A 13,439-nucleotide genomic window follows, 5' to 3' on the forward strand; every position below is an offset into this window, starting at 1 on the left:
GGAGTGATCAGAGTTTATCCGAACCCTACGCAGGATTATGTTTCAATTACTGGATTAGAGGAAGGAAACTACATCACTTTGATCAATCTCTCAGGACAAACCGTGCTTTCGAAGAAGGCTACCGGAACGAAAGAACAAATGTCGCTCAAAAGCTTACCGGTTGGGTCGTACATTTTATCTGTTATTGGCAACAAGGTTGGATTGAACACAAAAATCAGGATTATAAAGCAATAATTGATTAAGAAAGTATAGATTACGGGCTAAAAAATTAGATAGATAAGTTTTTGTAAGAGTGTGTTTTAAACCTCCGGCATTTTTGGCCGGAGGTTTTTTGTTAAGGCTTGTTCTTGCCTGATTCCCGTAGATATGCACAGCAGTACTTGTGCCTGACAGAATGAACAGGATCCGCTGACATGCACATTTTATGATATCAGGTACAATGACTAAAACTTAATTCACCACCAGCTTCCTCACCTGTGGGTTTTTCTTGTCCTGAATTAAAATATAGTACTGACCCGGCTGAAGGTTAAAGTCAAGCCGGAAGTCGTTTGACGGGGTACCGGATGACGTGAAAGGAAGTTTCTGCCCGTAATTATTGATCAGGGCTACCTCTGTTTCGGGATTGAGGTTCGTGATTTTTACAAAAGTCGTCGCCGGGTTAGGATACAGCCTGTAATCCTGTTGTACAACCGGCTCATTGGCCAGCGGAATAAAGTTAAAGTTCACCGTTTTGCCGTCATAGGACTTGGCTGCCTTATCCACATATCTCAGGCGGTAATAATTTTGCCCGATCACAGGGTTCTGGTCCCTAGCTCCGTAAGATTTCACCACAGAGGACGTTCCGGCTGCAGGCACTTCATATATTTTCTTGAAAGTCTTGTTATCTCCGCTTTTTTCAAGATAGATGGTCTGTGAATTGTTTTCATAAGTAGTGGTCCAGGCCAGCTGAATATCCTGAAATTCATTGATAAAGGCCTCGAATTTGCCGAAAACCACAGGAGGCGGCACCTGTAATTTCATCAGCCAGAAATCACTCTGGCCACGGTTAAGGCTGTTGTCGCCGTCTGAAGACCTTGAACTGGCAGCTACAAAAATGCCGCCGTCACTGGCTGCGAATCCGTGCCTGGCAGCGTCGATATCTGCTCCGCCGAAAAGTCTATGGTAATTAACGGTTCCTGATTCTTCAAAGACCATCATCCAGACATCGGTGAGTGGTCCTTTGGGTTTGACCTGGCCTATTACCGAGTCGCTGGTGCCAAAACTGTATATTTTACCGTCTTTGCCTTTCATGAGATGCATAAAACCATCGTTGCCTGTTCCTCCCAACAATGATTTGGTCAGGACGGTACCAGTGCTGCTGATTTTTAACAGTACGCCGTCTTTCTGGCCCAGCCCCTTGCCTATGTCTCCGTCTGCAGAGCTGCTTTCGCCTGCCAGGTAGTATTGATTGGTCTGACCGATCTCGATGGCCGAAAACAAGACATCATAACTTGAGCCTCCATAGGCCCGTTTCCATGCTTCCGCACCACCACTGCTGACTTTAATCACGAGGAAATCATAAAAACCTTTCCCCGCCCCGGTGATATCCCTGGCAGGAGAAAGGGTAGCCCCCACCATTAAAATCCCTCCATCTGAAGTAAGTACAAAATCATTCATGTAATCTTCAGAACTGCCGCCGTAGGTTTTTTCCCAGAGGGTATCGCCGAAAGGAGTGAGGCGGCTCAGGAAGAAATCAAAGGTTTTACCTGATGCAGAGCCCAACGATTTGGTAGCTCCGATATATAAGTCTCCTGCTGTTCCGAGTTTGATCGTGGGTTTACTGAAACTCCCTGCCGGCTGAAATCCCGGATCTTCAAACCTGCTTCCACCGGCTATGACGCGTTTTGTCAGGACGTCGCCCTTCATGTTGAGCCTGATAAAAAGTAAGCCTCCGTTTACGCCGTTATAGTTGGCATCCCCGTCAGTGGAAAGGGTGGTGCCGATAATCAGGTAATCATTGTTAAGTCCCTGTACTATTCCTGTGGCGACATCGTCCTTGGTACCTCCGAAAGTTTTGCTCCATTCAATGGTTTTGGCAGCGGAGATTTTCACCACCCACATGTCACTACCTCCGTTGCCCTCAAAAGCTCTGGAATCTTTTACGTCAAAACTGTTTCTGCTGTTGGTTGACCCCACGATGATGATACCTCCGTCGGAAGTTCCTACACTGGCATAGGCGATCTCGTTTTTATCGCCGCCCATTGTTTTTTGCCAGTCGATCATCAGTTGCTGGGCAGACGCAGGCGTGACAGAAAACTGATAAAATATAAGCAGAAAGGCGATTAAACCTTTGGTTTTCAGGATGGTCATTTATGGTCACTCAATAGTTATTCAGTTGAGTTTCAATGCAAAATTCATGCCTAAGAGGGCGGTTTATGATTATTTGTCGGGAGAGAAAAAGGCCAAAAAAATACCCTGCAGGAGTCTCCTGCAGGGTACAATATAAAAATATGCTGAAGTGAATTAAGCCAGTTTCGCTTTAAGGTTCACGTCAAGAGCTTCAAGGAACTCTTCTGTATACAGATAGTGCTCGCCATGATTAACGTTGTTACCATGGATACAAACCGCAAGGTCTTTGGTCATTTTACCAGACTCCACAGTTTCAACACACACTTCTTCAAGAGCATTAGAGAAATCAATCAGTTTTTGGTTGCCGTCCAGTTTACCACGGAACGCCAGACCACGGGTCCAGGCGAAGATCGAAGCGATCGGGTTGGTTGAGGTCGGTTTACCTTTCTGGTGTTCACGGTAGTGACGGGTCACAGTTCCGTGAGCAGCTTCAGATTCCATAACGGTTCCGTCCGGAGTAACCAACACAGAAGTCATCAGACCCAGTGAGCCAAAACCTTGTGCAACGGTATCAGACTGAACATCACCATCATAGTTTTTACAAGCCCACACGAAGTTTCCGTTCCATTTAAGGGCAGAAGCTACCATGTCGTCGATCAGACGGTGCTCGTAGTGAACGCCTTTGTCTTTAAATTCATTTTCCCATACTTCCTGGAAGATGTCTTTAAAACGGCCGTCGTATTTTTTAAGAATGGTGTTTTTGGTCGAAAGATAAAGCGGCCATCCTTTTTGCAGGGCCACATTCATACAAGAGCGGGCAAAACCGTAGATCGACTCATCGGTGTTATACATCGCCATCGCTACTCCGCCTTCACCTGTATAGTTATAAACTTCGAATTCCTGTACTGATCCGTCTTCTCCTTCAAACTTGATGGTAAGTTTACCTTTCCCTTTGACAGTAAAATCAGTGGCACGATACTGATCACCAAATGCGTGACGGCCTACGATGATAGGAGAGTCCCAGTTGGTTACCAGTCTTGGTACATTGTTACAAACGATCGGCTCACGGAAAACGGTTCCGTCAAGGATGTTACGGATAGTACCGTTTGGTGATTTCCACATTTTTTTAAGACCAAACTCAACCACACGCTCTTCATCGGGGGTGATGGTGGCACATTTGATACCTACACCATACTCTTTAATGGCATTGGCAGCGTCAATAGTTACCTGGTCGTCTGTCTGATCACGGTATTCAATGCCCAGATCGTAATATTTAATGTCGACATCTACATATGGAAGGATCAATTTGTCTTTGATAAATTTCCAGATTATTCTTGTCATTTCATCGCCATCCAATTCTACAACAGGATTGTCAACTTTTATTTTTTCCATTCTATATTATGTTAGTTTAATATGTATATATATTTTGTCTCAATGCGTTACAAAGGTAATTAAGAACTGATGTTACGCAAAATTATTAATATCCAATTTGGTATATAGGGTATAAATGTGTTGAATTGACAGTTCTGAAATTGCCGTAATGCCGGATGGCCGCAAATCCGCCTTCCGGAACTCCCCGGGTGCCGGTCCTGAAACCGACCCACCCAATCCCTAAATCACAAATAAACCTCATTTCATCCCAAACCTGGCACACCTGGTCACTTGTGTTTCCGGGACTTGTTTTGCTGCTGTAGTTTTGAATCATCAAATCAGACGAAGGATTTGAAAAACAGAAATCAAAACATTAAAAATAAAACAATTACAAAAATGAAATCTTTAAAAATCGCCATCATCGCCCTTTTTTCAATGTCAGTTTTAGCTTCATGTGAATCAACCGAAATCACCCCTTCTTCTGATAGCTTTTCGGTGGTGGTGCCTGAAACGAGGGATTTTGAAACCGGAGTCATTTTGAAAGATCAGGGAACAAAAGTTGAAAACGGGGAAGCCGTTGAGGTAACCCATACGCAACCCGGCACTGATCACCGCGGCATGGGAATCTCGAAGGAAGCTGCTTTAATAACGGATTGATAGTTTATTTATATTTATTTTCGCAAAGTGGGCTTGTCAGATGACAGGCTTGCTTTGTTTCTTTGCTTTACACTATCTTTGACTGAAAAAACTAATCAATGAACGAACTTGACTTGCTGGCCACCAAAAAAGGGATGACATTCGGGAAAGCCTGGATGCTTATCTTTTTTACCTTTATCTCACTTTTTTTTGTTGGAATGGCCGCCGGATTCATCTCTGCTGCAAACAAAATCGACCCCAAATCCATGTCGATTTATACTTTAACAGGTATTTCATTTGGTATTTCTTCCACCATTGCCATGGTCTGGGGGTATTTTATCAATTTAAGGGAGTGGCCTTTTTTTAAAAAACAGAACGTCGAAGTGGTGGTGCTATGCCTTTTTTCCGGATTTCTTATTCGTTTTCTGAGCTCAGGGTTTGAAGAAATCCCTCTTTTCCTGATCCAGGAAGAGGCTATCAGGCAGGTTTCCGGTAAGCCGGTCATTAATTTTCTGACTCTACTGGGCGTACTTACATTGCAGATCGGGATCATTGCCCATGGCCTGTTCAGGAATTATCCGTTTCAGAAAGTAGTGGTGACTGTCCTGGTCTTGTCGGTTGTGCAACTTGAACCCCGGACGATCATCAGCCTCGTGGCTGTGGCTCTTTTGCTCATGATTGTGTACTACCTGACGGCCTCATTTCACCTGGTGATGGCCATCATTTTTATTTACGCCGGCATAGAATTCGTGTTCTCTGTTATATATGGATTTGACCCTGCTTCGAACAATAACTATCGTCATGTGTTGATCCACAATGATCCGCTTTATTATGCTCTCATGTTCTTAAGCACCGCTTTGCTGGTCTGGAGTCTTTTCAGGATAAAGAAAATTGCCAAGGGAATCACCTGGAGAAGAGACGAGAACTATCATAATTTTGAGTGGTGATTTAGTGAATGAATCAATGATAGAATGATTGAGTAATGAATGATTGAGTGACAGAATGAAGAGAGTAGAAGTTAATAACAGCCTGGCGATTCATTCATTCTATCATTGACCTATTTAAAATTACTATCTTCCTTAAAAAAGAGAAACTTACCGCAAAGCGATAAGTTCTCATTCTTTTAACCTAAAACCCACTATGAAATTTAATTTATAGCTTCTTTATACCTTCAGGTCCGGGTTTAAAACCTGGGGTCATGTCTTTATTATCTTCTCGGGCCTCTGTTTCCTCCACCTGCCGGAGCCGCCGCTGGTTGCTGCTGCTGACCGCCATTGTTATCTCCGCCGCCCTCTTTAATATCATCATTATTAACAGACTTGCTTCTTCTTCTCGGGCTCGTGGCATCCATACCCATTTTACCGATTTTGTAAGAGAAGTTTACCTTAACACCGCTGTTGTACATGTAGTTCGTACTGTTCTGACTGAACAACGGCGACTCAAGGCTCGTCCTGATTTTCATACTTCTGGCAATAAAGTTGTCGCCTGAAATACCTATACTTCCTTTTTTGTTTTTGAATTCTTTTCTGACACCAAGTGAGTAGAATCCAAATCCACCCTGACGACCCTGAAGCTGTACTCTTGAACCTCTTGCAAATCCGAAAGCCTGTACCTGCCATCCGTTTTTGATGGTGATCATCGACATCAGACGTCCGTTGAAGTTCCATCCTTCATTACTGATAGATGTCGTAAGACCATCAAGACCGGTAGTCTGTCCATTAAGGAAATTATAAAATCCTTCGACACCACCATTCAGCATCCATTTTGAAGTAAGGCTCACGTTACCGAACCAGTTGAATCCGACCGCCTTTTCTTTACCGATGTTCTGATAAGTCGTGATGATGGCTCCCTGAAGAGAATCAACAGATATTCTTACCTGTGAAATCGAGTTGTTGGTCGATCTTCCGAAAGCCGAAAGGTTCATGTACACTTTCTTGATGCTGGCACTTACTCCCAGTTCAATGTTGTCTGAAATCTCCGGACTTAATTTCGGGTTACCTACCTGGATGTCCTGAGGGTTTGAAATGTTCGAGTTCGGGTTCAGCTGTTGCAATCCCGGACGTTGAATTCTTCTGTTATATCCGGTTTTTACCGTATATTTTCCTCCCAGGGTTTTCGAAATATTCACACTTGGCACAAAGTTGTGATAAGCAGGAATAACGATCTGGGTAGTTTTGTTTTCATTTACCTGGGTCGCCTGAATATCAGTGTATTCAAAACGGCCTCCCAGTTTGAAAGTATATTTGTTGCTTGTTGTCGCCGTGTATGAAAGGTAAGTGGCAGCAATGTTTTGATTGTAATCCAATGAACCGCTCGGGCGTTTCGGATCGGAAATCGTCATACCATTTACTCTGTAGCCATATTCACTGTCGACAAACCTGAAAATACCTTTTCCTCCGAATTCAATCAGTTGTTTTTTGCCGATTGGTGTCTGATAATCAGCCTGGAAAGTCAATTCCTGGTTCAGGTTTTTGTTCACGTTCTCGAAAGGCAGGTTAGAGGCCTCGCCCTGGTTAAGGTACGTGTTCGTAAAGTTATTGTTCAGTGAGTTAACACTGTATAAGGTCGAAAAGCTGAATTCCTGCTGAGGCTTGATAATATGCAGGTAATCAAGGTTGAAATCCCAGTTATTTGACGGGTTATCAGTATCTACCTGCCTGGTCGACGAACCTGCCGGTGTACCGTTCAGAAACTGGTTGATCTGTAATGTCTGGTCTCTGGCCGAGCTTCTCGTTCCGAATCTTGCTCCGGCAGTAATCGATTTGTTTTTGCTGATGTCATAGTCAGCTCCAAGCGAATATCTTCCGAAAACCTGCTGATCTTTCGAGTCTCCGACTTGTTTTGTCGTAAAAGTGTTCTCGCCTGTTCTGGTGATTTGTTCAAATTCAGAACGCGAGCGGTTAAAGTTTCCTCTTCCGAATCCACCCAGGGTCAATCCGAATTTACCTTGTCTGTAGTTTCCGTTAAGGCCAAGGTTGCCACCTCTGTTACCCGCACCGATATCAAGGTTCAGGTTATAGCCCTGCAAATTGTTTTTCTTGGTAATGATGTTGATGATCCCTCCTGAACCTTCCGCGTCATATTTGGCAGACGGCGAAGTGATCACTTCCACGGTTTTGATCTGGTCGGCAGGTATCTGCTTCAGGGCATCAGCGACACTCGAAGCCAGTATAGTCGAAGGCTTGTTGTTGATCAATACCCTGATATTTGAACTACCTCTCAGCTGCACGTTACCATCAAGGTCAACAGTCAGCAAAGGCACTTTTCTTAACACATCACCGGCATCACCACCTTTGGCACTGATGTCTTTATCTGCATTGTAAACCAACCTGTCTACTTTTTCTTCAATCACCGAAGCTTGTCCTGTTACCGTGATTTCATTCAAAAGTTTTGCACTCAGACTCATAATTACATTATTGAGGTTGACGGTGCGGTTTTTATCAGTTATTTCTTCCAGTTTGATGACCTTGTCGGAATATCCGATAGAGGTCAGTTTAATAGAATATTTTCCGTTCTGAAGATTTTTGATGGTAAATTTACCTTTATCGTCAGTTAAAGTTCCATCAATAGGCTTAGTCAGGTCAGCAGTCTTAAATAAGGAAATAGTCGCGAATTCAACAGGAGATTTAGTCAGACTATCTATCAAAACACCCACCACTTTCCCATCCCCCAAAGGCTGTTCCTGCACCTGTGGCGTGTTAAATTGAGCAAACGAGCTTATTGAAAGCCCCATAAGTAAAATAAGAAAAAACTTTTTCATCAAGAGTTTATTAAAAGGATAAGAATGCTCAAAAGTAAGTAATAATCATATTAAAACGGGGTTAAAATAGACCAATGAAAGAATAGTGATGATAAAAAGTATTTTAGGGCAGATATTTTGAAATATAGTGGTAAAACACCTAAATTGGGCCTTAAATCTATCAAATAGAGATTTTTGTCTTTAATATTTTTAGTTAGAAGAAGACTTTATTAGATTTGATTTGCAGGCAAACTTTATCAGAATTATGTAGTGAGGATTAACGGTAAAAAAATATCATTTGAGTTTCTTTTCAGAGTACTTTTTCATGTTATCTTTTGGTTTTTCTGGATCGGGCTTCCCATCCTGAACTCCTACATGGATAATGATCAGAACCGGTTGAATTACCAGATAGATTTAATTCCAGTCACACTTGCCCAGGTCCCGTTTTTCTACTTCAATTCCGAGTACCTGATTTACAGGTTTATACCCAAAGGCAAGATCCCGTCCTATATTGTCAGCCTTTTACTTTTGTTTGTCGTCTTCCTGTTCATACATTACCAGATCAAAGATTACATTGTAGATTCGCACCCGGTGAGGTTCTATGATTTCCGGAATATATTTCCTGTCGTCTTCATTATATCGATGAGTACGCTTTATGGCCTGATCACCTTTATGATCAGGCAGACCAAGGTTTTCCAGGAAGAACAGGAAGAGCGTCTTAAATCTGAACTTTCCTTTCTACGCTCCCAGATCAGCCCCCATTTTATTTTTAACGTTCTGAATAGCATCGTGTACCTGATCAGGATTAAGTCCGATCTGGCAGAGAGGGTCACCATTGAGCTTTCAGAGTTGATACGATACATGCTTTATGAGTCTGATAACAAGCAGGTTGCCCTTGAAAAAGAAATTCAATATCTTCAGAATTATATAGAATTGCAAAGGATCAGGTTCGGAGACGATGTGCCCGTTCATATATCGTTTAACGGCGATTTCAGTAATAAAACCATAGAGCCTATGTTGCTGATTCCCTTTGTTGAGAACGCCTTCAAGCACGGCGTCGGCATGGTAAAGAGCCCGAAGATTACCGTCAATGTCAACTGCTCCGACAGTGTATTCGACTTTGAAGTTACCAACTGCATTGGTCCGGAAACCTCCGACCAGAAAGATTCGAATTCAGGAATTGGTTTAAAAAATGTAACAAGAAGGCTTGAATTGTTGTATCCTGGATCTCATTCGCTCAGTATTTTTGAAAAAGATGGAAATTTTATTGCTAATTTGAAGATTGAATTGAAAAACAGCAATTGAGCACACGTTCCTAAACCAAAATATTTATCCGAATGAAATTACGTTGTATTGCCGTTGATGACGAGAACCTGGCCCGTAAATTACTGGAAGAAAATATCCAGCAGGTGCCTTTTCTTGAACTCGTAAAGACATGCAAAAATCCCTTTGAAGCCATAGAAGTTCTTGAAAATGAAGAAATAGACCTGATGTTCCTGGATATCCAGATGCCCGGAATGCTCGGCACCAAATTTCTGCAAACCCTCAGGGAAAAACCTTTGGTTATTTTTGTTACTGCCTATGATCATTATGCCGTTGAAAGCTATGACCTGGAAGTAGTGGATTATCTCATGAAGCCTGTCAGTCTAGACAGATTTACAAAAGCAGCATTTAAAGCGTTGGACGCATTCAAAAAAAGGTCGCAAGAAACCACTTCATTAACCATAAATCCGCCGGCCGGTACGGAAGACAGCCCTGATTATTTCTTTGTGAATGTCGAGTACTCGCTGGTAAAGATTAATTTCGATCAGATCACCCACATAGAAGGACTGAAAGATTACATTAAAATTTTCACTACCAATACTGTTCACCCGATTCTGACCAAGTCTACACTCAAAGGCATTGAAGAAAAACTTCCTCCACGTAAGTTCCTCAGAGTGCAAAAGTCCTTTATTGTCAATCTCGACAAAATAGAATCCATCAGAAACCACAGGATCAGCATCGGGAAATACGAAATCCCGGTCAGTGATGCCAATATGGAAGCCCTGCTGGAGGCCATTAATTATACCAAGTAAGAGATGTGAAAGTATTGTGCCGTTTTATGACTGGCACAGGCACTGCTGATGGCTGAAAAACGCTGTTGAAGAAGCTATTTGTTAAAAGCTTGATGCCAAGGGTTAAAACTTCCTTTAATTTTTTTAAGATAATCGTATCTTTGCCTTCTAAAGATGTGAAAATGACGATACTCGATAAAATAGTAGAAAATAAAAGAATTGAAGTTGAAAAAGCCAAGGTCGAAACCCCTGTGAGCTCACTTCAGCAAAGTATTTATTTTGAAAGACTGGGCAATTCTTTAGTGGAAGAACTGAAATCTCCGACTGCTACGGGTATCATCGCCGAATTCAAGCGTAAATCTCCATCCAAGGGTGATATCAACATCAATGCGGAGGTAGATGAAACCACCTTTGGTTATGCCGGGGCCGGGGCTTCGGGGATTAGCGTTCTGACAGACCATGTTTTTTTTGGTGGAAGTAAAGAAGACCTGATCTCTGCCCGTGAAAAGAACCCGGGAATCCCCTTGCTGCGTAAGGATTTCATCATTGACGAGTACCAGATTTATGAAGCCAAAGCCTGGGGAGCTGACCTGATCCTGCTTATTGCGGCCTGGCTGAGCCCGGAAGAGATCAATCAGTTTGGTAAAAAAGCCCACGAACTGGGCCTGGAAGTGCTGCTGGAGGTGCATGATGAAGAGGAACTTGAAAAAAGCCCGCTTGAGTTTGCAGACATTATCGGTGTTAATAACAGGAACCTGAAGAACTTTGCTGAAAACAATGTGGACGCCTCGCTGAGGCTGAGCACCCTGATCCCGCCGGGGAAAGTAAAGATATCCGAAAGCTGTATCAGCAGCCCTGAGACCGTGAAGATTTTGAAAGAGTCCGGTTATAAAGGCTTCCTGATGGGAGAAAACTTCATGAAAACAGCAGATCCTGCCCGGGCACTTAAAGATTTTGTCAGCCAGCTTAACTGATTCCTGCCATGAAAATTAAAGTCTGTGGCATGAGGGAAAGTGAAAACATCAAAGCTTTGGTTGCTTTGAAGCCTGATTTCATGGGTTTTATCTTTTACCCGAAATCTCCCAGGTTTACCGGTGAAATGTTGGATCAGGAATTACTGCTGAACTTTCCGGCCGAAATTAAAAAGACGGGGGTTTTTGTGAACGCAGAAACCGGTTTTATTTTGGAACAAGTAAGAAAATATGACTTTCAGTATGTTCAGCTTCACGGGCACGAAACACCAGAGATCAGCAGGATATTAAAAGATAACGGAGTAGGGGTCATCAAAGCCTTTTCGGTAGATAAAGCCTTTGGTTTCAGTACCCTTGATCAGTATAAAGACACTACTGATTATTTTTTATTCGACACCAAAGGCGAAGGTTACGGTGGGCATGGTGTAAGTTTTGACTGGAGAATCCTTGAAAAATATGAATTGGATACCCCTTTTCTGCTCGCAGGAGGGATCAGTCCTGATAATATTGATCACCTTGATATTCTGAAAGACAAACCCCTGGCCGGAATCGACGTTAACAGTAAGTTTGAGATAAGCCCGGGTTTGAAAAATATAGAGTTGCTGAAACAGTTGTTTGAAAAGATAAGAACGCCTCATAAGGGCTGATAATAATATGGTACAAATAGAAAATTCAGCATTTGCTGTCAATGAGAAAGGATATTATGGAAATTTCGGCGGAGCCTATATTCCTGAAATGCTTTATCCGAATGTCCAGGAATTAAAAGAGAATTACCTGAAGATTATTTATGATCCCGGTTTTCAGGAAGAATTTCATCAGCTGCTGAAAGACTTTGTAGGCAGGCCAACGCCCTTGTATTTTGCCAAACGCCTGTCGGAAAAATACAAAACGAACGTCTATCTGAAGCGGGAAGACCTTTGTCACACAGGAGCCCACAAGCTGAATAATACAGTAGGGCAGATCTTACTGGCTAAAAAGCTCGGGAAGCATAAAATCGTAGCAGAAACAGGTGCCGGACAGCACGGAGTGGCCACGGCCACGGTTTGTGCCCTGATGGGACTTGAATGCATCGTTTACATGGGTGAAATAGACATCCAACGCCAGGCTCCTAACGTTGCCAGGATGAAAATGCTGGGTGCGGAAGTGAGGCCTGCGAAAAGCGGCTCCAAAACCCTTAAAGATGCTACCAATGAAGCCATGAGACACTGGATCAACAATCCGGTAGATACACATTATATCATCGGGAGTGTCGTAGGACCACACCCTTATCCTGACATGGTAGCCAGGTTCCAGTCAGTTATTTCTGAGGAAATCAGGGCTCAGTTGCTCGAAAAAACAGGTAAAGAAACCCCTGATTATGTCATTGCCTGTGTAGGTGGCGGGTCAAATGCGGCAGGAGCTTATTTCCACTTCCTGGATGAGCCTTCGGTGAAAATCATTGCCGCGGAAGCTGCCGGTCATGGGGTGCTGTCGGGTAAGTCGGCTGCCACTACTTTTCTGGGTAAAAAAGGTATCCTGCATGGCAGCAAAAGCCTCCTGATGCAAACAGAAGATGGCCAGGTAGTAGAACCGCATTCTATCTCCGCCGGCCTGGATTATCCGGGCATCGGGCCGTTGCACGCTCACTTGTGGGAGAGCGGCCGGGCACAGTTTTATGCCATCACTGATGAGGAATCTCTGAAAGCAGGGTTTGAACTTTCCAAACTGGAGGGCATCATTCCGGCTATTGAGTCGTCACACGCTTTGGCTGTTCTGAATCACCTGAATGCCAAATCTGATGAGACGGTGGTCATTGCCCTGTCAGGAAGAGGAGACAAGGACCTTGATACCTACATGAAATTTTTATAAAATAATCGGGAGTAATTCATCGATGACTTCGATATTATTCAGATATTTGACGATATCAAATTTCTCCCAATCTTAATAATTTCAATTCAATGAAGACCTTATTATTTTCAATCACTCTGTTACTCGTAAGTACAATGGCATTTTCACAAGCTAAAAAAGGAGAACTGAGACACGTGGTTTTGTTTAAATTCAAAGACACCAGTTCTGCAGAAGACGTTAAAAAAGTAGAAGATGCTTTCAGGGCTCTTCCGAAAAAAATCAAAGAAGTTAAAAGTTTTGAGTGGGGTACCAACAATAGTCCTGAAGGACTGGACCAGGGATTCACCCATTGTTTTTTCGTGACTTTTGAAACTGAGGCGGCACGTGCGGTTTATTTACCGCATCCGGAACACAAAGCCTTTGTGGGCGTTCTGGGGCCACATCTTGATAAAGTACTCGTGCTCGATTATTGGGCATCCAAATGATACAGAATTGAAGTCCCGGTCACAAGCC

At 43.1% G+C, this 13,439-nt stretch carries 12 protein-coding genes; 9 read left to right on the forward strand and 3 right to left on the reverse strand.

Going from position 1 to position 13,439, the window contains the following annotated elements:
* On the forward strand, positions 1-234 hold a 234-nt coding region (locus tag GVN16_RS19895), incomplete at its 5' end, for a T9SS type A sorting domain-containing protein (RefSeq protein ID WP_166565701.1).
* Positions 235-450: 216 nt separating this feature from the next.
* Here GVN16_RS19895 and GVN16_RS19900 read toward each other — a convergent pair.
* Both GVN16_RS19900 and GVN16_RS19905 read right to left on the reverse strand, forming a co-directional pair.
* On the reverse strand, positions 451-2,349 hold the full coding sequence (locus GVN16_RS19900; RefSeq protein ID WP_166565702.1) for a T9SS type A sorting domain-containing protein: 1,899 nt from the start codon (positions 2,347-2,349) through the stop codon (positions 451-453).
* Positions 2,350-2,502: 153 nt separating this feature from the next.
* Complete coding sequence (locus GVN16_RS19905; protein ID WP_166565703.1) at positions 2,503-3,720, reverse strand: NADP-dependent isocitrate dehydrogenase; 1,218 nt, start codon at positions 3,718-3,720, stop codon at positions 2,503-2,505.
* Positions 3,721-4,095: 375 nt separating this feature from the next.
* On the opposite strand from GVN16_RS19905, the gene GVN16_RS19910 reads away from it, so the two are divergent.
* Complete coding sequence (locus GVN16_RS19910; RefSeq protein WP_166565704.1) at positions 4,096-4,356, forward strand: hypothetical protein; 261 nt, start codon at positions 4,096-4,098, stop codon at positions 4,354-4,356.
* A 98-nt stretch (positions 4,357-4,454) separates the two neighbouring features.
* Positions 4,455-5,282: a hypothetical protein gene (locus tag GVN16_RS19915; RefSeq protein ID WP_166565705.1), complete on the forward strand. Its 828-nt coding sequence runs from the start codon at positions 4,455-4,457 to the stop codon at positions 5,280-5,282.
* 260 nt (positions 5,283-5,542) lie between these two features.
* Here GVN16_RS19915 and GVN16_RS19920 read toward each other — a convergent pair whose 3' ends face one another.
* Positions 5,543-8,095 (reverse strand): TonB-dependent receptor domain-containing protein, encoded by a 2,553-nt coding sequence (locus tag GVN16_RS19920; protein WP_166565706.1) that lies wholly within the window; start codon positions 8,093-8,095, stop codon positions 5,543-5,545.
* 354 nt (positions 8,096-8,449) lie between these two features.
* On the opposite strand from GVN16_RS19920, the gene GVN16_RS19925 reads away from it, so the two are divergent.
* The 6 genes from GVN16_RS19925 to GVN16_RS19950 all read left to right on the forward strand — a co-directional run bounded on the left by GVN16_RS19925 (position 8,450) and on the right by GVN16_RS19950 (position 13,411).
* Positions 8,450-9,379, forward strand: a complete 930-nt coding sequence (locus tag GVN16_RS19925) for a sensor histidine kinase (RefSeq protein ID WP_166565707.1) — start codon at positions 8,450-8,452, stop codon at positions 9,377-9,379.
* Between the two features lie 32 nt (positions 9,380-9,411).
* Positions 9,412-10,149, forward strand: a complete 738-nt coding sequence (locus GVN16_RS19930) for a LytTR family DNA-binding domain-containing protein (RefSeq protein WP_166565708.1) — start codon at positions 9,412-9,414, stop codon at positions 10,147-10,149.
* Between the two features lie 161 nt (positions 10,150-10,310).
* A complete protein-coding gene (gene trpC / locus GVN16_RS19935) occupies positions 10,311-11,102 on the forward strand; it encodes an indole-3-glycerol phosphate synthase TrpC (RefSeq protein WP_166565709.1) in 792 nt (263 codons plus the stop codon).
* An 8-nt stretch (positions 11,103-11,110) separates the two neighbouring features.
* The gene (locus GVN16_RS19940; RefSeq protein ID WP_166565710.1) at positions 11,111-11,746 is read left to right on the forward strand and encodes a phosphoribosylanthranilate isomerase; all 636 of its coding nucleotides are present in this window, start codon (positions 11,111-11,113) and stop codon (positions 11,744-11,746) included.
* A 7-nt stretch (positions 11,747-11,753) separates the two neighbouring features.
* Complete coding sequence (gene trpB, locus GVN16_RS19945) at positions 11,754-12,947, forward strand: tryptophan synthase subunit beta (protein WP_166565711.1); 1,194 nt, start codon at positions 11,754-11,756, stop codon at positions 12,945-12,947.
* A gap of 89 nt (positions 12,948-13,036) precedes the next feature.
* Positions 13,037-13,411 carry a Dabb family protein gene (locus tag GVN16_RS19950; protein WP_166565712.1) on the forward strand — a complete coding sequence of 125 codons (375 nt, stop codon included), beginning with the start codon at positions 13,037-13,039 and terminating at the stop codon, positions 13,409-13,411.
* The last annotated feature ends 28 nt before the right edge of the window (positions 13,412-13,439 follow it).

It is taken from the genome of Emticicia sp. CRIBPO, from assembly GCF_009905725.1.
GTDB lineage: Bacteria > Bacteroidota > Bacteroidia > Cytophagales > Spirosomataceae > Leadbetterella.

Coding starts and splice junctions, on each gene's coding strand:
- GVN16_RS19940 (WP_166565710.1), top strand. CDS start 11,111: ATGAAAATTAAAGTCTGTGGCATGAGGGAAAGTGAAAACATCAAAGCT.
- GVN16_RS19950 (WP_166565712.1), top strand. CDS start 13,037: ATGAAGACCTTATTATTTTCAATCACTCTGTTACTCGTAAGTACAATG.
- GVN16_RS19900 (WP_166565702.1), bottom strand. CDS start 2,349: ATGACCATCCTGAAAACCAAAGGTTTAATCGCCTTTCTGCTTATATTT.
- GVN16_RS19915 (WP_166565705.1), top strand. CDS start 4,455: ATGAACGAACTTGACTTGCTGGCCACCAAAAAAGGGATGACATTCGGG.
- GVN16_RS19910 (WP_166565704.1), top strand. CDS start 4,096: ATGAAATCTTTAAAAATCGCCATCATCGCCCTTTTTTCAATGTCAGTT.
- trpC (WP_166565709.1), top strand. CDS start 10,311: ATGACGATACTCGATAAAATAGTAGAAAATAAAAGAATTGAAGTTGAA.
- GVN16_RS19905 (WP_166565703.1), bottom strand. CDS start 3,720: ATGGAAAAAATAAAAGTTGACAATCCTGTTGTAGAATTGGATGGCGAT.
- GVN16_RS19920 (WP_166565706.1), bottom strand. CDS start 8,095: ATGAAAAAGTTTTTTCTTATTTTACTTATGGGGCTTTCAATAAGCTCG.
- trpB (WP_166565711.1), top strand. CDS start 11,754: ATGGTACAAATAGAAAATTCAGCATTTGCTGTCAATGAGAAAGGATAT.
- GVN16_RS19925 (WP_166565707.1), top strand. CDS start 8,450: ATGGATAATGATCAGAACCGGTTGAATTACCAGATAGATTTAATTCCA.
- GVN16_RS19930 (WP_166565708.1), top strand. CDS start 9,412: ATGAAATTACGTTGTATTGCCGTTGATGACGAGAACCTGGCCCGTAAA.